This is a genomic window from Bacillus sp. PSXD-155 (assembly GCF_049310765.1).
In the GTDB taxonomy this organism is placed as follows: Bacteria; Bacillota; Bacilli; order Bacillales; family Bacillaceae_G; genus Bacillus_A; species Bacillus_A cereus.
In genome coordinates, this window is sequence record NZ_JBMOWC010000013.1 from 123,867 (window position 1) to 142,870 (window position 19,004).

A 19,004-nucleotide genomic window follows, 5' to 3' on the forward strand; every position below is an offset into this window, starting at 1 on the left:
CAATCACTCTCCAGTTCTTTAAATTAGTATTATTATAGTGCAATTAACATTATTTGTAACGCTACAAAGCGCCTTAATTTGGAAAAAATAAAATAAAAACAAAATGCTTGCATTCTAAATCGATATAGATTATATTAATTGACATATCAACTATTGATACATCAAATGTTTTCATTTTGATTGTAAAGGAGGGGTAATTTGACAAGTTCATGCTCAAAAGAAGCGATTATTTTATATAAATTACACTTTCTAAATAAAGAAGTAAGTTCGAAATTTGAAGGGTGTACGGGTATGAGCCAGTCTCGATTAGAGCTTATACTTCAGTTATATGAAGTAGGTGAAATTAGTCAAAAAGCACTTCAGCAAGAAGTGAATATTGATAATGCTGCGATAACGAGGCATTTAAAGCAGCTTGAGGCCAATGAGATGATTGTAAGACGTAAAAATCCAGATGATAACAGAATTACGTTAGTTTCTCTTACTGAAGAGGGACGAAATAAAATTCAAGCGTTTCAAGAGGAAAAAGAACGTTTTGCAGCATCTGCATTTAAAGGATTAAATGAAGAAGAACGCGACAATCTTTTAAATATGTTAAACCACATTCAAGAAAATATAAAAGAATTATAAAAAAGGGAGAATACAACTATGACTAACTCAGTAAAAACAAATGATTTTAACGAAATTTTAACAGGACGTCGTTCAATTCGTAAGTACGATCCTTCAGTGAAAATTAGCAAAGAAGAAATGACAGAAATTCTTACAGAAGCAACACTTGCACCATCTTCAGTAAACATGCAACCATGGAGATTTCTTGTGATTGAAAGTGACGAAGCAAAAGCAACACTTGCGCCACTTGCGAAATTTAATCAATCTCAAGTAGAGACGTCTTCAGCAATGATCGCTGTATTTGGGGACTTAAACAACTTTGATAACGCAGAAGAAATTTACGGTACAGCAGTAGAGCGTGGACTTATGCCAGCAGAAGTAAAAGAAGATCAAATGAAAAAACTTTCAGCTTATTTCTCAATGGTTACACCAGAAGTAATGAAAGACACAGTACTAATTGACGGTGGTCTTGTAGCAATGCAATTTATGTTAGCAGCTCGTGCTCACGGCTATGACACTTGTCCAATTGGTGGTTTTGAGAAAGATCAAATCGCAGAAGCTTTCGGACTAGATAAAGACCGTCACGTACCAGTTATGTTAATTTCAATCGGAAAAGCTGCTGACAGTGGTTACCAATCAGTACGTCTTCCAATTGAAAAAGTTGCAGAGTGGAAGTAATCTAATTAGGTCATAGAAATATATGGAATATGAAAGGGGAAACACCATGATTATTATTCACGCAATATTTCAAGTAGACCCAGCAAAACAACAATCATTTTTAGAAGAAATTCAGCCACTCATTCATGGTTCAAGAGAAGAAAGTGGAAATGTATCTTATGACTTATATAAAGATACAGAAAAAGAAAGTGTTTATACGATGGTAGAAGTATGGAAAGATGAAGCAGCAGTTGCGAGTCATAATACGAGTGAACACTTTACATCTTTCGTTAGTAAAGCAGCACAATTTTTAACTGCTCCGCTTGATATAAAGGCTTATAATGGAGAGTTAGTAAAATAAGAAGGTAGAAAAAGATGACTTTAGCGTGTGGCTGAGGTCATCTTTTTTTATTTCAATTTAAGGTTGAAATGGTTATATTAGTTAATTCTGTTACAATTTTTTAATCAACATTATTATTCTTCTTCATGTATGTAATCACCTTTAAATAAGTGAAGTAAATTAAGTGTAAATTAATTTGTTTTACTTATACTTAATTTTGTGTTAATGTATATTTAATTTTTTAATGTATTTATCCTTGTTTTATTAAAATAGAAAGAAAAAGAAATGTATTAGAGTTAAAAGTTACACGGTCAGTATGTAAATAATAACTTATAATTTATTTTTAAATTTTTTAAGGGTGTGAACTATAATGAAATTGGTATTAAAAAGCATACTTATTTCCTTTGTTTTTTCAGCAGTAGGTATGTGTTGGTTGCTGTTCTTATTATTTCAAGGGGACGGTGATTGGTTATTATCTTGGATAGGCGTATTAATGTCATATTTATCTTTATATACTTTAATAGATTTATACTGTAAAAATACATACGATAAAAAATTAAATAAATGGCTTATAAAAACAGCGGTGACTAGCTTTAGTTTTGCAGTATTAGGAATCTCATTTTGCATCATACATGAGCTATTAACACCATGGAGTCTTAGTTTAATGGTGTGGTATTGGTTGCTAATGTTAGTATTATTTTTAACGACTATAATATCATTAATCAGTTTAGTATTTGTTAATCGTAAAAATCACAATTTCACCGTTGGATATAGAATGCTCATACTTCTAAATTTATTTCTTACATTAGGACCAGTATTATGGCCGTTATTACTTTCTATTATTGGAAATGGTATGAATGCTAGTGCAGGCTGGTAAAAAGAAATTTAGATTAGTTGTGTAAAGAATAGGATGAAAAGCTGATATAGAATTTTAAATGTTTATGAGAACATGTTTACATAAAAAGTGAAAACATGTTCTCTTTTTATTTGCATGCATAACTCTTCCTTAGTTTAACCTAATTAAATTTAAACGTAAGTATTTCGTAAGGAATGGATAAGAAAAAAGAGAGGTTTATCGTATAGGATGAAAGTATAGCTTGAATCAATACGATATTAATAGAGGAGAGAAAGCCTTATGAAAACACGTAATCAAATTAAGTTGGCAAGTTTAGCAGTTTTATTAGCGGGTACTACTCTATTTACACCTGGTTTTACTGTGAAAGCAGAGTCTACTCAAAATATTTCTAATTCGTCACAAGAACCTAATCAAAAGAATCGGAATGGATGGAAACAAGTAATGCAGGAAACAATACAAATTGGGGCACCAGGGGTATTAGCTAAGACGTCTAATAAAGGGAAAGTTAATAGTTATACTGCTGGCGTGGCGGATTTAATTACAAAGAAACCGGTGAAATCGGATTTTCGCTTTCGGATTGGTAGTGTGACGAAAACTTTTACCGCCACGACTGTTCTTCAATTAGTAGGAGAAAATCGCGTACAACTTGACGATCCAATTGAAAAGTGGCTGCCGGGTCTCGTGCAAGGAAATGGGTATGATGGAAATCAAATTACGATACGACAACTTTTGAATCATACGAGTGGTATCGCTGAATATTTAAAGTCAAAAGATGCTGACGTAATGAATTCGAAAAAAACGTATACAGCAGAAGAAATAGTGAAAATAGGCCTTTCTCTGCCTCCAGATTTCTCGCCGGGCAAAGACTGGTTGTATTCAAACACAGGATATGTAATATTGGGAATGCTTATTGAAAAAATAACTGGTAATAGTTATGCGGAAGAAATTGAAAAGCGAATTATTGAACCTCTGGACTTGCCAAATACGTTTTTACCAGGAAATTCACCCGTCATCCCAGGAAAGAATCATGCTCGTGGATATGTGAAAATGGAAGGAACAGGCGAGTTGAAAGACATTACGTATTATAATCCGAGTTTAGCTAATGCAGCTGGAGATATGATTTCTAATGCGGATGATTTAAACAAATTCTTTTCATCTTTACTCGGTGGTAAGTTACTGAAGGAACGCGAGCTAAAAGAAATGCTTACTACAGTTCCTGTAGAAGGAAAAGGGGTTGGGGATGGATATGGTCTTGGAATCTATGAGACTAAACTTCCAAATGGTGTCTCAGTATGGGGGCACGGAGGATCAATTCCTGGGTTTATGACTTTTGCTGGTGGAGTAATTGGAGGCAAGCATACATTTGCTGTCAATGTTAATTCTTTAGGTCCGGTTGATATTCTTACACAGTTTGATAAAATGATGCAAGTTGAATTTAATAAATAGATGAAGAAAAAGCGAATAGGTTTCTGCAATAGCTGTAAATAAAAGAGATGCTTTTTAAATTTCACAAATAAGGACAGTATTAACATTCATAATATGGTATTAAGTATATGTAGAACATAAATATGATACAAGTGTATTTCAAAGTGCAATTCAATCTTATAGTTTAGTATAAAAAGGATGTCAGTTGTATGACATCCTTTTTGTTGTGGGACAAAGAGGTGTTGTTTGTTTTGAAAATTGTTATTTTTGAGAGTATTCCATATAATGAGAGGTATAGGGGCTATACAGGGGAGTTATGAATGGATAATACTTTAGTTTGTTAATTATTTTGTTTTAATAAAAAAGTAAATTGATTTGGAGTGAAATACATTGGGACAAAATCAGTTTAGATGGAGTAACAAGCAATTACGAGAACATGTAGAAATAATAGACGGTACAAGAAGTCCACACAAATTATTAAAGAATGCAACATACTTAAATTCCTATATACGTGAATGGATGCAAGCGAATATTTGGATTTATGATGACCGTATTATATATGTAGGAGAAAAGTTGCCAGAGCAACTATATAAATGTGAAGTCATTGATTGTGATGGAAAGTATGTCGTTCCCAGTTACATAGAACCGCATGCACATCCATATCAGTTGTATAACCCAGAGACGCTAGCAAATCATGCGATGCAATTTGGGACAACGACTTTTATTAATGATAATTTAACTCTATTTTTCACATTAAAACGTGAAGAATCATTTCGTTTATTAGAGGAATTTAAAAAGATTCCAGCTACTATGTATTGGTGGTGCCGTTTTGATGGACAGACTGAATTGCAAAACGGGGAATCTTTGTTTAATAGTAAAGAAATAATAGAATGGCTGAAACAAGAAGCTGTTCTTCAAGGTGGGGAGTTAACAGCATGGCCAAAATTATTACATGGTGATGATGAAATGTTAACTTGGGTGCAGGAAACGAAGCGATTGCAGAAGAAAGTAGAAGGCCATTTTCCGGGTGCATCTGAAACGACTTTAGCGAAGTTAAAACTGTTAGGTACAGATTGTGATCATGAAGCGATGACAGGGCAGGAAGCTTTCACTCGTCTTATGCAAGGTTACACCGTTTCTCTTAGAAATTCTTCCATTAGACCGGATTTAGAAGTTTTATTAAAAGAATTGTTGGAATTAGGCGTGAAACAGTTTGATAGATTTATACTTACTACAGACGGCTCACATCCTTCGTTTTATGAAAATGGAATGACAAACGTAATGATTTCTACCGCGATAAAACAAGGAGTGCCAGTAATAGATGCATACCATATGGCAAGTTATAATATTGCTCGCTATTATAATATGGAACATGTACATGGTTCGATTGCGACAGGTAGAATTGCTAATATCAATATTTTAGAAAGTAAAGAAAACCCAGTACCAATTAGTGTCCTTGCAAAGGGGAAATGGGTGAAGCGTGACGGTGTAAATACGCATGAAGCATTACATATAGACTGGAGTAAATATAAAGTAACTCCATTATCATTAGATTGGTCAATAGAAAAAGAGGATATGATTTTCTCTAATAAAACGGGGATACACTTATTAAATAACGTTATTACAAAACCATATACTAGTGAAATCAATATAGACTGTGATGAATTATCCACAGATCATGATGAATGCTTCCTCATGATGATTGCTCGTGATGGTACTTGGCGAGTAAATACAGTTGTAAAAGGTTTTGCGAAAGAATTAGGTGGTCTTGCTAGTTCTTATTCCGGCACAGGTGATATGATTCTCATTGGAAAAAGTAAAGAAGATATGCTTACAGCTTTTCGTAGAGTAAAAGAGCTCGGTGGTGGAATGGTCGTAGCAGAAAACAATGAAGTGTTACACGAAATAGCATTACCATTGCTCGGGATTATGTCTAATTTAAAAATGAGTGAATTAATACAGGAAGAGAAACAGATGGTGAAATTACTACAAGAGCGTGGCTACGCGTATGATGATCCAGCATTTACAATTTTATTCTTTTCTGCGACGCACTTGCCTTTTATACGAGTAACACCTATAGGATTATATGATGTGAAAAGTAGTAAGGTACTGGCTTCGCCGGTGAATTTAATAAAGCAATATTAAAAGGAAAGGCCCTATAATAGTCTAAATTATAGGGCCTTTTACATTATTAGTATAAGAATATTGTAAGCCTCAAATGATATAGTATCTAAATCATTTGAGGTGATATGTAAATATGAAAAAAATATTTTACATTTTAAGCATATTTATTCTGTGTGTATCGATACAACACGTTGTACATTCCCAATCAGATGCACCAAGGTTATCTTCGGATTGTCTCGAAGAAAGAAAAGTTCGAGATGAAAAGTATGTGAAGAATATAATACAGGACATTAAATCCACATTTAATTTAAATATTGATGAACATAGTTTTTGGGAAGTAAGTAAAAGAGATCTGGAGGCTGCCCATTTGATGTATGGTGGAAAGGAAAATGATTCTTATTATAATTCGCTAACTAAAATTTATGATAGTGGTGGATTTAGCGAACAGCCCAGCTTATTTGTGAGGGCGCAAGAAGCATTTTTACTTTATAAAGAAAAAGATAATATCAATGTAATGAAACGCCTAAAACTAGACGTTGAAAAAGGGGAATGGCTCGTTATAAAAACGAAAAAGAAGAAAGGGAAAAAAGTGAAATTCAAGCCTTTGCAATGTGAAAAAGATTATATGAAAAAGAGAAATGAATAACAAAATACGTATTCATGCTGTTTTTATTCAATGATATTTTGCTGTTGATTTGAAATAGAAAAAGGTAAACGAACATATTAGCTTTATGGAATATGTTTGTTTACCTTTTTTTGAGAGATTTAAAAATTGGGGATGTAGTCAGTTGGAAATTACTTACTGGATAATGAACTTATATTATTCAATGAATTTGTTCTTCATAAACATTAGATTTTGTGTCAAATGATTTATACATTGCCGAACCACCTATGTATATTTTATTCTACAGTATTTATAAAAGAATATTGGCCATGCATAAGAAATATGATTGGCACAGTTTTTGCTTGTATTAAATGTAAGGAAGGGAGATTGTATGTAAGGAATCTGTACTCGTAATAGTATAAAACAAGCTACTATTGCATTATTAATCATAGTTGTATTTATAGCGGAACTGTAAATACATACAAATAAGTAGGTTTTCGGTTTAAAAATTCTGAATTTTCTTTCAAATCATTAGGGGGCAATGGTATGGTTAAATATTCGAAAATTTCTAAGTGGATTCTTGGTGTTGGACTAGTGACAATAACATGTAATGGTTTGCAAATTCAAGCAGAGACAAAAGAGAAAAATGTGAAGAACGTATTACAAATGGAGCCGGTAGGAATACAGAAATCTGTTGATGAATTGGCGCACCCTTCAAAAGTACAAGAAAATGCATCTTTTACAAAACGGTTAAAATTAGCGGATTTATCGCAGCGTCCACTAGCACCAAACGATAATATTAAACCGTTAGCTGAAGAAAAAAAGTATTCAATGGCTGAGTTAAATCAATTAAATAATAAACAATTAACTGATCTTCTTGTGACAATTAAATGGTATCAAATTCCAGAATTATTTCAGTTTAATAGTGATAGTCTTAAATTCTATCAAGATGATAGTCGAATGCAAGCAATTATTAATAAACTAGCAGAACAAGGACAAGCTTATACGAAAGATGATTCAAAAGGGATTGAAACATTAGTAGAAGCTCTACGTGCAGCATTTTATTTAGGTTTTTACCATGATGAATTAAGCAAACTAAATGAGCGTAGCTACCATGATAAATGTTTACCAGCTTTAAAAACAATTGCAAAAAATCCAAATTTCAAACTTGGTACATCAGAACAAAATAAAGTAATTGCATCATATGGAAAATTAATTGGAAATGCATCAGCAGATGTTGAAACGGTTTTATATGCAGGTGAAATTTTTAAACAATATAATGATAATCTTGCAACTTTCATTGAAGACCGAACAAAAGGAGACGCTATATATGAGTTGATGAAGGGAATTGACTTTGATATTCAGACGGATATGTACACGACTGGAAAAGAGCCAAAAGATACGATGTGGTTTCGAAATATTGATAACTTTATTAATGAAGTAAATCGTTTTGCACTACTTGGTACAGTAACAAATAAAAACGGATGGTTAATTAATAATGGAATTTACTATGCTGGACGATTGGGCAAGCTTCATAGCACGCCGACAAAAGGACAACAAGTTGTTACAGATGCAATGCGAATTTATCCATATTTAGGAGAGCAATACTTTGTTGCGGCAGAACAAATTACTACAAATTATGGAGGAATAGATGCGAACGGAAAAACTGTAAATTTAGATCAAATTCGAGAAGAGGGTAAAAAGAAATATTTACCGAAAACGTATACGTTTGATGATGGAGCAATTGTCTTTAAAGCTGGGGATAAAGTTAGCGAAGAGAAAATTAAACGTCTATACTGGGCGGCAAAAGAAGTGCGTTCTCAATTTTATCGTACAGTTGGTAGCGATAAACCACTTGAAAGTGGACATGCTGATGATGTGTTAACGATGGTTATTTATAATAGCCCAGATGAGTATCAATTTAATCGTCAACTGTACGGATATGAAACGAATAATGGTGGGATTTATATTGAAGGAACAGGGACTTTCTTTACATATGAACGTACACCAGAGCAAAGTATTTATAGTTTGGAAGAATTATTCCGCCATGAATTTACGCACTACTTACAGGGAAGATACGAAGTTCAGGGATTATGGGGACAAGGAGAAATGTATCAAAATGAACGTTTAACATGGTTTGAAGAAGGAAACGCAGAGTTCTTTGCAGGTGCAACGCGATTAGATAGTGTAGTACCGCGAAAAAGTATAATTGGTGGGTTATCTAATGATCCTGCAAAACGTTATACAGCATCACAAACATTAAATGCGAAATATGGAACGTGGGATTTTTATAATTATTCGTTTGCGCTGCAATCATATATGTATAATAAGCGCCCTGAAATGTTCGATAAAGTGCATGATTTGATTCGCGCAAATGATGTTTCAAGTTACGATGCATACCGTGCTACATTAAGCAAAGATAATAAGTTAAATGAAGAATATCAATCTTATATGCAAATGCTTATTGATAATCGCGATAAGTATACAATTCCACAAGTATCAGATGAGTATTTAACTCAGCATGATCCAAAATCGCTTTCGGAAATTACTTCAGATATTACGAATGAAGCGAAATTAAAAGATGTGAAAGTAACAAAGAATAAATCACAATTCTTTAATACATTTACACTACAGGGGACATATACAGGAAGTGCGGCTAAAGGAGAAGTTGAGGACTGGAAAGTGATGAATGAAGCAACAAATGATATGTTGAAACGTCTTTCAGGAAAAGAGTGGACTGGATATAAAACATTGACTGCTTATTTTGTAAATTACCGTGTAAATAATGCTGGGCAATATGAATATGATGTTGTGTTTAGCGGAGTGAATACGGAAGAAGGTACGGCTGTAGAAAAAGAACCAAATAATTCATTTGAAACAGCAAACCCACTATCTTTGAATATTTTGTTAAGAGGAACCTTGAGCGATCAAGATCAGGGGGATAAATTTGTTATTGATGTAAAGGATCAAAAAGATTTACAAATTTCTGTTACGAACGAACAAAATCTTGGACTGAACTGGGTATTATATTCTGAATCAGATCTAAATAATTATGTAGCTTATGCAACAAAACGTGATGGAAACAAATTGCTTGGAAATTATAATGCAAAGCCAGGGAAATATTACTTAAGTGTATATAAGTATGGTGGTGGAACAGGGAATTATACGGTACAAGTAAAATAGTTTACTATAATTTATTTTGAAAGGAAACTTATTGCATTTTTTAGCAAAATAAAGTATGTAATGTTAAAAATTAAACTATATCAATATATCCCTGTTCTAATTATAGAACAGGGATATATTGGCTTTATATTTTTAAATTAAATAATCTCATTGGATTTTGACAAGAAAATAATTAATATAGATTTGAATTCTCATTCGTAAAGAATACTTTAATCTTCTTAATGCTCTTTCATTTTTGTCTCAATGCTTGTTTTCAAATCAGTTGATACTTGATTGAAATACCCCAAAACGATCTCCCTAATATCATCGGATATAACTTTCAAATCACTAGCTAAGTTCTCAGCGAGATGTTCTTTTTCTATCGGTTTTAACTTCGTATAAAATTCACCAGCCTGCGTAAAGTCATTCTGTTTTGTTATAGAAGTTCTTTCAAGTTTACCTTCAACGTACCTTCCGTCACCGCTTGTAATTTGATTAGCGGGTGTCCAATCTTGCTGTTGGTTAATCGTTAATTTGCGAAATTCGGGACCAATTCTTCTTCTTTGTGAATCACTGTAAATGTTAGCGCGCCCTTGCAGCATTTTATCATCTGATAGTTCTGCACCATCCAGTAAATTAGAAGGGGAGAATGCGACTTTCTCTACTTGTTCCATAAAATTTTCAGGATTTTTATTTAATACCATTTTCCCGACTGGTATGAGAGGATACGTCTGTTCATCCCATACTTTTGTGTCATCTAAAGGATCATAAGATAGGTAAGCTTCATCTTTCGGATCCATGAGCTGGACGTATAAACCATACTCCACTGGTTTACCATTTTCAATAGCATCATATAAATCTTTCCCGCTATAATCAGGATTTTCAGCAGCTAGTTTAATTGCTTCTTTATTAGTAATGTACTGTACACCTTCAAATGGGTACCAATGATACTTTACATACTTTCGATTACCTTCCGCATTTCTCCATACATATGTATTAACACTATGTCCTGGAATGTGGCGAAGACTTTTGGCCGTACCATTATTAGAGTATAAACGGACAACAAAATGAATAGATTCAGGTGCTTTAGCGACAAAATTCCAAAATCTATTAGGGTCTATTAAGTTATTTTTAGGTGAAGGCAATAATGCTTGAATCGTTTCAGGGAAACGCATTGGGTCACGAACAGAAAAAACAGGAATGTGATTACATAAAAGGTCAAAAATTCCTTCTTTTGTATAAAATTTTGTAGAAAAACCGCGTACATTTCTAGCAGTATCCGGTGTTCCTTTCGTACTAACAGCTAACGAAAATCGCACCATAACAGGAACTTTCTCATTAGAATTTTGTAAAAAACTTAATTTAGTATGTTCAGACATCGAATATATCGTTTGAAAATAACCGAACGCACCAAATCCTTTTACATGAACAGGTCTTTCTAAAATTTTTTCATGAATAAATTCTTGTAATGACTCATGCAGTACACTATCTTGCTCTAGTACGGGTCCACGTGAACCAACTGTTTGAGAGTGAAGTTTAGCTTGTTCATTACGTTCGTCATTTTCATTAAAGTCTTTCCCTAGTATAGATTGCCCCTGTTTATCATAGTTTTCATCCATCGATATAGCCTCCAAATCTTTTTTGTCCATTGTTACTAAATATGATTCTATAGCCTTAATTATGTATGACACGCACAGTTCAAAGCAGTAACATACCGCTAGATGAAAAAAACACATATGTAGTGGACCTGTTGAAATAGAAGAAATTATGGAAAAATGAATATCGGGAAGAGAAAGCACACGTTTTACTAAAAATGTGGAAGAAAACCACTATTAAAATTTCAATCTTAAAACTTAATTTATAAACGATTATATAGAGAATGAACGTTAAAAAAGGGAAAATAACTAGGAGGAATTTAACATGTCGGATTGGTTTCAATTAGATAAAGAATATATGATGTCTACATATTGTCGTACAGAGGTTGCAATGGAAAGAGGAGAAGGGTGTAAACTGTATGATGTAGATGGTAAAGAGTATTTAGATTTATTTTCTGGCGTAGGAGTAAATGTATTAGGATACAATCATCCTAAAATTGTACAAATGACAATGGAGCAAGTTGCGAAATCGTTGCATTTACCGTTTCATTTTTTAAACCCAGTTGCAATTGAATATGCAAAGAAATTAGTTGATTGCTCTTTAAAAAACGGAAAAGTCTTTTTTACAAACTCTGGTACGGAAGCGACAGAAACAACGTTGAAATTAATTGATAAATATAGAGCTAATAAGGGTGAAGAACGTGAAGGAATTGTAGTACTGAAGAATAGTTTCCACGGGCGTACGTTAGGAGCACTTCATTTTACGAGACAGGAAAGTGTATATCAAAATTTCCCTAAAACATCTATTCCTGTATATGAAGTAGAGCGCGAGAATATAGACCAATTAGAAGAAACCATTATTAAAGAAAATCCAATTGCGATTATGCTAGAGCCTGTTTTAGGTAGCGGGGGGATTTATCCTTTATCAAGTGAATATTTACATGGTGTTCAAAATTTATGTGAAAAATATAATGTACTTCTTGTCGTTGATGAAGTTCAAAGTGGTATGGGTCGAACGGGAAAATTATTTGCTTATCAAAATTTTAATATCACACCGGACATTATTCAAATTGGTAAAGGAGCAGGAGGCGGGATACCGCTAGGAGGAATTATTGTAGGTGAAAGGTTATGTGATGTATTTTCACCAGGAGATCACGGGACAACATTTGCTCATTCATCAATGGGAACAGCTTTAGGTTTAACTGTATTAAATACATTACTTGATGATGGGTTAATGCAAGAAGCTTATGAAACGTCACTATATTTGAATGACAAACTGCAAGATATTCAGAAAGAAAATGCTTATTATATTCAGGAAGTACGTCATGCGGGGATGATGTTTGGGATAAGTGTGAATGACACGAATGAAAATGTGAAGAAATTACAGATTGAGTTAATGAATAAAGGGATGTTAGTCGATGTAACACAAGGGAATATTATTCGATTACTTCCGCCGTATATTATTACGAAAGAGGAAATTGACGCATTCACTTATGAGTTTATTTCCTGTGTTCATAACATAGCTGCTACAGCAAGTATTTAAAAAAATATAAAAAATATAAAAAGCTGAAGAAGCCGCTATTTTAGCGGCTTCTTCAGCTTTTTAAAATAGTAAATTACTTAACCTAGAGAGCATCTTATTGGACAAATAATTAATTATGTGAAACAATAATAACAGATAAGGAGACGTTAATTTTCCTTAAGTGCTTCGAATTAATTTTATTCAATAAGAGAAGGTGTGCTTAAAGAAGTTAAATTAAAAAGGAGCTGTTTTATTATATGCAACAAAATAATGATTTAAATTTTGAACCTCAAGACGTTAATATTGTCAATCCTAAACAAGCCAGGAAAGCAGTAATTGCTACTGGTATAGGGAACGCAATGGAGTGGTTTGACTTCGGATTATACGCGTATTTAGCGGTTATCTTAAGTCAATTATTCTTCTCAGGTGTTGATAATAGTGGATTGCAACTTGTACTTACATTCGGTACATTTGCAGCAGCCTTTCTCGTTCGACCAATCGGAGGTGTATTCTTTGGTAGAATAGGAGATAAGTACGGCCGAAAAATCGTGTTAAGTACTACTATTATTTTAATGGCACTTTCTACATTATTCATCGCATTACTACCAACCTATGAACAAATTGGTGTATGGGCACCAATACTACTTTTAGTTGCCCGAATGATTCAAGGCTTCTCTACAGGCGGCGAATATTCAGGAGCAATGGTTTATATCGCAGAATCTTCTCCAGATAAAAAGCGTGGTATACTCGGTAGTGGTCTTGAAATTGGAACACTCTCAGGTTACATTGCTGCATCGGTAATTGTTACCATTTTGACGTTATTGTTAACAGATGAGCAAATGCTCAGCTGGGGATGGCGTATTCCGTTCTTAGTAGCTGCACCAATTGGTTTGGTCGGTTTATACTTACGCCGTCATCTAGATGAATCTCCAATCTTTGAAGAGATGGAAAAAGCACAAGAGGAATCTGAAGACAATGAACAATTTTCATTTATGGATATTATTAAATATCACAAAAAAGACTTCTTATTAAGCACAGTAATTGTCGCCTTCTTTAATATTACGAATTATATGATTCTTTCGTATATTCCTTCTTATCTAACTCAAGTACTTAAAGTCAAAGAAACAACGGGCTTATTAATTATTTCTATTACGATGGCACTTATGATTCCACTAGCACTATATTTCGGTAAATTAAGTGATAAAATTGGTAATAAACGCGTCGTGCAAATTGGTTTACTTGGTTTAACTGTATTTGCAATTCCAGCATTTTTACTAATAGGTAACGGACATATTGCAGCTATATTTGCAGGTATTTTCGTACTAGGTTTCTTCTTAAGTGTATATGAAGGAACATTACCTTCATTATTACCATCACTCTTTTTCACTGATGTACGTTATCGAGCACTTTCGATCTCATTTAATATTTCTGTATCGATATTCGGTGGAACAACACCGCTTGTATGTTCATACTTAGTTCATGCAACTGGTAACCCGCTTGCGCCAGCATTTTATTTGACGGGTGTAAGTATTATTGGATTAGTTGTATTTATTGTATTATTTGTTACGACTTCAGGGCGTGCGCTAAAAGGTTCATATCCTACAGTAGAAACGAAAAAAGAAGCACACCTAATCGCTAAAGAAGACCCTGAAGAAACACTTTGGTGGCATGAAGAGTCATTAGAAATTGAAGCAGGGAAGAATGCTTCCATTTAAAAAGCAACGTAGAAGTATAAAAAGACTCCTATGAATATAGGAGTCTTTTTGTTACGTTATTTCTTTCGTTTCTTCAAACTTTTCTGATAGGCATAAAGCTTATGAATCTCTTCCTTAAATTCATGCAGAAATACAATGCTTTTACCATTTGAATAACGCACCGTATTATAAGCATCTATAATAATATCACTTTGAATATTTACATCTTCTTCATCATTTATTCTTTCTAGCCAAGCTTCAACAGTTTCTCCCCGTTTTCTATTTAAAGGAGGGGTTAACTTACTCTCTAACTTGAAAATTTCCTTCCGAATTTCGTTATGCGGCGGTTTATTTCGTTTAAAACGATTTTGGTTTGTTCCTTCTTTATTAGTAATAATAGTAGATTCGAAGGCGGGCATATTTGGTAAACTGAATTGTTTTCGTTTTTTTACTATTTTCCAAACGACGTAAATAGCGATAGCTGTACATGCTATTATGGTAATGCTATTTATGAGTGTGGGGTCAAAATCAGGAAGTTTTTCCCCATTGTCTTCAATTTTAGGTTTTAAGAGATGCCCTTTACTTGCCCAAACCCCTTCAGTATCTTTCAATTCAGCTGCTATGAGAAATGGATTTATAACATAACCGACTCCTAACGCGACTACTTCTGTGATAAAGCTAAAAATAAGACGAATAAAAGGAAAAACTAAAACAAGTACTATACTCATTACACCAATCGTAATGATAGAAGTGAAACGTAATAACTGTTGATTCCGATTTGCCCCAGTTAACCAAAATGTAATCATAATGTGTATAACTAATAGTAACAGCTTCCACAAAGGTGGAAAGGGCGCATAAAATATGGCTGAAATACTAAACCAAACAATACCGCCTAACGATTTTTGAACTGGATATCCTGGTCCGACTACATGTACGATAAAGAAGAAAAGCGGTAACATAATTGTGCCGAATAGAGAGAATGGGAGAAGGAAAGAACAACCAATTATTTGAGTAATGAACAGTATGACAAATCCGGTTGTTTTTTTATTCATAAATTTATGAATAAGAAATACGCCTATATAGCCTGTTGCTAAAAATATGGCAATAGCAACAAGGTCATCCCTTTCTGTTAATAATGAAAGGAGGAGAAGCAAAATAAAGTCATTAACGTGATAGAGCCAAGTTTTCAACCGATTCCACCATCCCTTCGCTATTAATGAGGAACGTTGGCTGCGAGAGAAGAGGGAGTTCATTTTTCTGTAAACCAATGTATATCATTGTAGACGAACGTTCTCTCTTTCTCGTTACATAATGAAGGAATCCTTGTTTCGGAAGTAACGTACTATCATCTGAAATACGTGCTAATTCTTCTAAAGCTTTTGCATATTGTGTTTGCCCTTCATGTAACGATAAATGTAATGCACCACCTTCTGCTAATACACTAATAAATAATTCAAACGGTATGTGATGCTTCGTTGCATATTGGCAAATATATGTTGCGAATGAAATTAAATCTTCAACATTATCTTTCCAACCAAATCCACGATCGGCAGCTAAAGAAAGACAAATCGTCCAACTATAATTTTTTACAGGTTCAAATTGCTTCGCTTGTAATTCTTGCATTTTAGCAGATGCCTTCCAATGAATAGAGCGGAAAGACTCACGCTCATATCGCTTTACACCGATAATAGATGTTTCATCATTGTAAAAAGAAAAATTAGTTCGATAAGAACCAGTTAGAAGTTGCTGAAGTTCTTGCAAACCTGCTACTTCTTTAGGAGAAGGATACACAATAATTTCAGTTTTTAACTTATCGAAAACAGGTAAGTGTACATTTAATAAATGAAAAGGATCTTTTAAAACGCATTCGAACTGTTCAATTTGAAACACACCACGTTTCGTTGCGGTTAATGTTAAATCCCATTTTTGCGCCGAATGTGCAGGTTGTGAAAATGGAAAAGAGAATAACGTTTTTGATATTCGTTCAATACCTTGATCTTTATGCTGTATAAGAGACGAATCTAAATGAAAATAACAAACACCATTAACGAGAGGGATATGTGCACCGTTTTTCAAATGAATAAAAAACTTTCCAGATTCATCAGGGAAAAGCCGAGTTGTTTGTCTCTCGTTTATAACTTCAAATTTTTTCTCTATGTAAGCGACATATTTATAAATGAAAATCGCAAATAAATAATAGGAGAAAAAGAGAAACATTATAATTCGTTGCGGCATAAAAAAGGTAAATAGTATAGCGCCTGGTACAGTTAGTTGAATAATATGGAGTTGAAAAAATAAAGGTACAGTTACAACACGCTGTCCATTCATGCTTGCTCAATCTCCACAGGTACGTCAACTTCTTTTAAAATACTTTGCATTATATCATTTTTAGTCGTGCGCAGGGCACCTTCCATTGATAAGACAATACGGTGATTCCAAACAGAAGGAGCTAAAAATTGTATATCTTCAGGGGTGCAATATTCTCTCCCGCGTAAGAAGGCTAATGCTTGAACTGCGCGCACTAAAGAAAGTGTGGCACGTGGGCTTACACCGTTAGCGATGTAATCGTGATTTCGAGTAGCTTGTGCAAGTTTAATTATGTAATGTTCTAACGGTTCTGATATGAAAATTTCTTTTATTCGTTTCTGTGATTCTAATATATCTTCTAAAGAGATAACAGGTGTGACACGTTCTAGCGGTATATCGTTACGAAAACGTCGCATCATTTGTAACTCACCTTCAGGAGTTGGATAACCGATTGAAATCGTCATTAAAAAGCGATCAAGCTGTGCATCTGGAAGAGGAAAAGTCCCTTGTGATTCAATTGGGTTTTGCGTTGCAATAACAAAGAACGGTTTTGGGAGAGGAGTAGACTGTTTTTCAAGCGTCACTTGTCGCTCTTCCATCGCTTCTAACAAACTAGATTGTGTTCTCGGCATTGCACGGTTAATTTCATCTGCTAGCAAAATGTTTGTCATAACGGGTCCAATTCTTAACTCAAATTCACTTGTTTTTGGGTTAAAGTATTCAATACCTGTTACATCACTTGGAAGTATATCAGGGGTAAATTGAACACGAGAAAAACTACCGCCAATACTTTTTGAAATGGTTTTCGCCAGTAACGTTTTCCCAGTACCAGGCACGTCTTCGAGTAGTACATGTCCATCAGCAAGCAGTGAAACAAGCAGTAGATCAATAACATTTTCTTTACCAACAAACACAGATCCTATGTTTTCTTTCAATTTATTTATCATATGTACCATTCCTTTCAGTATAAAAGAGCTAATATTTCTATATTTTAACAAATTATTCAGAAAATTAGTATGATTTTTTAATTCAAAGAAATAGATATTTAATTATTAAATTAAGCTTGCATATTTTGGAATATGATTATACAATATCGGTATACGATGTATCGTGAGTCGATATATCATAAGGCGATGTATCGGAGGTAGTTATAATGAATGCGAAGGCGCAAAAATATATTCCGTTAACTGAGGCGACATACTACATATTATTGTCACTTGTAAAGCCAATGCATGGTTATGGAATTATGCAAATGGTAGAAGAGATGACAAATGGAGAAGTAAAACTCGGTCCTGGTACGTTATACGGGAATACGACGAAATTACTTAAAGAAAAATTAATTGTTGAAGTTGCCTCTACAGATAGAAAGAAGTGCTATGAGTTAACGCCGTTTGGGAGAGAAGTGTTAGAGCTCGAGTATAACAGGTTACAGAGATCTGTAAGGAATGGGAATAGTATATTAGGGGAGTGAATGAGAGATGGAGACAAAGAAGGTATTTAAATTTTTCATGGCATGGAGTTTAGAAAAAGAAGAAGCTTTTTTACGGAAAATGCATCAAAAAGGTTGGGCGTTACAAAGGTATAATTTGTTGTATACGTTTAAGAAAACAGAACCGAAAGATGTAATATATAAAGCGGATTTTAGATTGGTTTATTGGGATTCAAAAGAAAAACAACAGGAGTACTTTGAAATATATGAAATGTCTGGTTGGAAACGTGTCACAAGTTTTACAAGATGGAATTATTTTTGTAAGGAAGTAGAGAAGGGAATTGAGTTACCTGACATATATTCAGAGAAGGACACGAAGGTGCAAAAAATGAAGGAATTATTACAATTTTTCGCATTAATTTCAATAACTATATTACCCTCAATGTATAGCGTATTTTTAAGTTCAACAGAATCAAGAGTGCCAATTTGGGCGAAAGTTATGACAGGGCTTGTAGGTTGTATGTATGCTTATTTCTTCATGAGAATTTTTTGGAAAATCAAGAAATTGAAAAGTGAAATATTATAATAAAGATTAGACTCTAGAAGAAGATAATGATGAATGACATCATTATCTTCTTCTTTAATTTTTATGTAATTCTATTTTGTTAACTATTTTTTATATA

At 33.7% G+C, this 19,004-nt stretch carries 16 protein-coding genes; 12 read left to right on the plus strand and 4 right to left on the minus strand.

Going from position 1 to position 19,004, the window contains the following annotated elements:
• The first annotated feature begins 198 nt into the window (after nucleotides 1-198).
• The 8 genes from ACO6VI_RS16485 to colA all read left to right on the plus strand — a co-directional run bounded on the left by ACO6VI_RS16485 (nucleotide 199) and on the right by colA (nucleotide 9,795).
• Entirely contained in the window at nucleotides 199-627 is a 429-nt protein-coding gene (locus tag ACO6VI_RS16485; RefSeq protein ID WP_098670708.1) for a MarR family winged helix-turn-helix transcriptional regulator, read from the plus strand.
• An 18-nt stretch (nucleotides 628-645) separates the two neighbouring features.
• On the plus strand, nucleotides 646-1,284 hold the full coding sequence (locus tag ACO6VI_RS16490) for a nitroreductase family protein (protein ID WP_000185375.1): 639 nt from the start codon (nucleotides 646-648) through the stop codon (nucleotides 1,282-1,284).
• A 46-nt stretch (nucleotides 1,285-1,330) separates the two neighbouring features.
• The gene (locus ACO6VI_RS16495) at nucleotides 1,331-1,624 is read left to right on the plus strand and encodes a putative quinol monooxygenase (RefSeq protein ID WP_000583815.1); all 294 of its coding nucleotides are present in this window, start codon (nucleotides 1,331-1,333) and stop codon (nucleotides 1,622-1,624) included.
• Nucleotides 1,625-1,973: 349 nt separating this feature from the next.
• Entirely contained in the window at nucleotides 1,974-2,480 is a 507-nt protein-coding gene (locus ACO6VI_RS16500; protein WP_161519827.1) for a DUF3902 family protein, read from the plus strand.
• A gap of 258 nt (nucleotides 2,481-2,738) precedes the next feature.
• The gene (locus ACO6VI_RS16505; protein WP_098127223.1) at nucleotides 2,739-3,905 is read left to right on the plus strand and encodes a serine hydrolase domain-containing protein; all 1,167 of its coding nucleotides are present in this window, start codon (nucleotides 2,739-2,741) and stop codon (nucleotides 3,903-3,905) included.
• A gap of 369 nt (nucleotides 3,906-4,274) precedes the next feature.
• Complete coding sequence (locus ACO6VI_RS16510; RefSeq protein ID WP_053564129.1) at nucleotides 4,275-6,029, plus strand: adenine deaminase C-terminal domain-containing protein; 1,755 nt, start codon at nucleotides 4,275-4,277, stop codon at nucleotides 6,027-6,029.
• A 112-nt stretch (nucleotides 6,030-6,141) separates the two neighbouring features.
• Complete coding sequence (locus tag ACO6VI_RS16515) at nucleotides 6,142-6,654, plus strand: hypothetical protein (RefSeq protein ID WP_000719367.1); 513 nt, start codon at nucleotides 6,142-6,144, stop codon at nucleotides 6,652-6,654.
• 504 nt (nucleotides 6,655-7,158) lie between these two features.
• Nucleotides 7,159-9,795 carry a collagenase ColA gene (colA, locus tag ACO6VI_RS16520; RefSeq protein ID WP_106824757.1) on the plus strand — a complete coding sequence of 879 codons (2,637 nt, stop codon included), beginning with the start codon at nucleotides 7,159-7,161 and terminating at the stop codon, nucleotides 9,793-9,795.
• Nucleotides 9,796-10,013: 218 nt separating this feature from the next.
• Here colA and ACO6VI_RS16525 read toward each other — a convergent pair whose 3' ends face one another.
• Complete coding sequence (locus ACO6VI_RS16525; RefSeq protein ID WP_063547730.1) at nucleotides 10,014-11,393, minus strand: catalase; 1,380 nt, start codon at nucleotides 11,391-11,393, stop codon at nucleotides 10,014-10,016.
• 301 nt (nucleotides 11,394-11,694) lie between these two features.
• On the opposite strand from ACO6VI_RS16525, the gene ACO6VI_RS16530 reads away from it, so the two are divergent.
• Both ACO6VI_RS16530 and ACO6VI_RS16535 read left to right on the plus strand, forming a co-directional pair.
• Nucleotides 11,695-12,912: an aspartate aminotransferase family protein gene (locus tag ACO6VI_RS16530; protein ID WP_161519828.1), complete on the plus strand. Its 1,218-nt coding sequence runs from the start codon at nucleotides 11,695-11,697 to the stop codon at nucleotides 12,910-12,912.
• Between the two features lie 236 nt (nucleotides 12,913-13,148).
• The gene (locus tag ACO6VI_RS16535) at nucleotides 13,149-14,606 is read left to right on the plus strand and encodes an MFS transporter (protein ID WP_422423672.1); all 1,458 of its coding nucleotides are present in this window, start codon (nucleotides 13,149-13,151) and stop codon (nucleotides 14,604-14,606) included.
• Nucleotides 14,607-14,662: 56 nt separating this feature from the next.
• On the opposite strand, the gene ACO6VI_RS16540 is transcribed toward ACO6VI_RS16535, so the two are convergent.
• The 3 genes from ACO6VI_RS16540 to ACO6VI_RS16550 are packed head-to-tail and all read right to left on the minus strand — an operon-like array spanning nucleotide 14,663 to nucleotide 17,839.
• A complete protein-coding gene (locus ACO6VI_RS16540; RefSeq protein ID WP_161519829.1) occupies nucleotides 14,663-15,775 on the minus strand; it encodes a DUF4018 domain-containing protein in 1,113 nt (370 codons plus the stop codon).
• The gene (locus ACO6VI_RS16545; protein ID WP_089171324.1) at nucleotides 15,750-16,913 is read right to left on the minus strand and encodes a DUF58 domain-containing protein; all 1,164 of its coding nucleotides are present in this window, start codon (nucleotides 16,911-16,913) and stop codon (nucleotides 15,750-15,752) included. The genes ACO6VI_RS16540 and ACO6VI_RS16545 overlap by 26 nt, the downstream gene beginning before the upstream one ends.
• On the minus strand, nucleotides 16,910-17,839 hold the full coding sequence (locus ACO6VI_RS16550) for an AAA family ATPase (protein ID WP_161519830.1): 930 nt from the start codon (nucleotides 17,837-17,839) through the stop codon (nucleotides 16,910-16,912). Before ACO6VI_RS16550 ends, ACO6VI_RS16545 begins: the two co-directional genes overlap by 4 nt.
• Before the next feature lie 206 nt (nucleotides 17,840-18,045).
• Here ACO6VI_RS16550 and ACO6VI_RS16555 point away from each other — a divergent pair, with 206 nt between their 5' ends.
• Together ACO6VI_RS16555 and ACO6VI_RS16560 are read left to right on the plus strand one after the other, a co-directional pair.
• Nucleotides 18,046-18,363 carry a PadR family transcriptional regulator gene (locus tag ACO6VI_RS16555; protein ID WP_000991891.1) on the plus strand — a complete coding sequence of 106 codons (318 nt, stop codon included), beginning with the start codon at nucleotides 18,046-18,048 and terminating at the stop codon, nucleotides 18,361-18,363.
• A gap of 7 nt (nucleotides 18,364-18,370) precedes the next feature.
• Nucleotides 18,371-18,907, plus strand: coding sequence for a DUF2812 domain-containing protein (locus ACO6VI_RS16560; RefSeq protein ID WP_075719993.1), 537 nt, complete (start codon nucleotides 18,371-18,373; stop codon nucleotides 18,905-18,907).
• Nucleotides 18,908-19,004 lie beyond the last annotated feature (97 nt).

What these genes read in the sequence shown, in the direction of transcription:
- ACO6VI_RS16490 (WP_000185375.1), top strand. Translation starts at nt 646, where the DNA reads ATGACTAACTCAGTAAAAACAAATGATTTTAACGAAATTTTAACAGGA.
- ACO6VI_RS16495 (WP_000583815.1), top strand. Translation starts at nt 1,331, where the DNA reads ATGATTATTATTCACGCAATATTTCAAGTAGACCCAGCAAAACAACAA.
- ACO6VI_RS16500 (WP_161519827.1), top strand. Translation starts at nt 1,974, where the DNA reads ATGAAATTGGTATTAAAAAGCATACTTATTTCCTTTGTTTTTTCAGCA.
- ACO6VI_RS16505 (WP_098127223.1), top strand. Translation starts at nt 2,739, where the DNA reads ATGAAAACACGTAATCAAATTAAGTTGGCAAGTTTAGCAGTTTTATTA.
- ACO6VI_RS16515 (WP_000719367.1), top strand. Translation starts at nt 6,142, where the DNA reads ATGAAAAAAATATTTTACATTTTAAGCATATTTATTCTGTGTGTATCG.
- colA (WP_106824757.1), top strand. Translation starts at nt 7,159, where the DNA reads ATGGTTAAATATTCGAAAATTTCTAAGTGGATTCTTGGTGTTGGACTA.
- ACO6VI_RS16525 (WP_063547730.1), bottom strand. Translation starts at nt 11,393, where the DNA reads ATGGATGAAAACTATGATAAACAGGGGCAATCTATACTAGGGAAAGAC.
- ACO6VI_RS16530 (WP_161519828.1), top strand. Translation starts at nt 11,695, where the DNA reads ATGTCGGATTGGTTTCAATTAGATAAAGAATATATGATGTCTACATAT.
- ACO6VI_RS16535 (WP_422423672.1), top strand. Translation starts at nt 13,149, where the DNA reads ATGCAACAAAATAATGATTTAAATTTTGAACCTCAAGACGTTAATATT.
- ACO6VI_RS16545 (WP_089171324.1), bottom strand. Translation starts at nt 16,913, where the DNA reads ATGAATGGACAGCGTGTTGTAACTGTACCTTTATTTTTTCAACTCCAT.
- ACO6VI_RS16550 (WP_161519830.1), bottom strand. Translation starts at nt 17,839, where the DNA reads ATGATAAATAAATTGAAAGAAAACATAGGATCTGTGTTTGTTGGTAAA.
- ACO6VI_RS16555 (WP_000991891.1), top strand. Translation starts at nt 18,046, where the DNA reads ATGAATGCGAAGGCGCAAAAATATATTCCGTTAACTGAGGCGACATAC.
- ACO6VI_RS16560 (WP_075719993.1), top strand. Translation starts at nt 18,371, where the DNA reads ATGGAGACAAAGAAGGTATTTAAATTTTTCATGGCATGGAGTTTAGAA.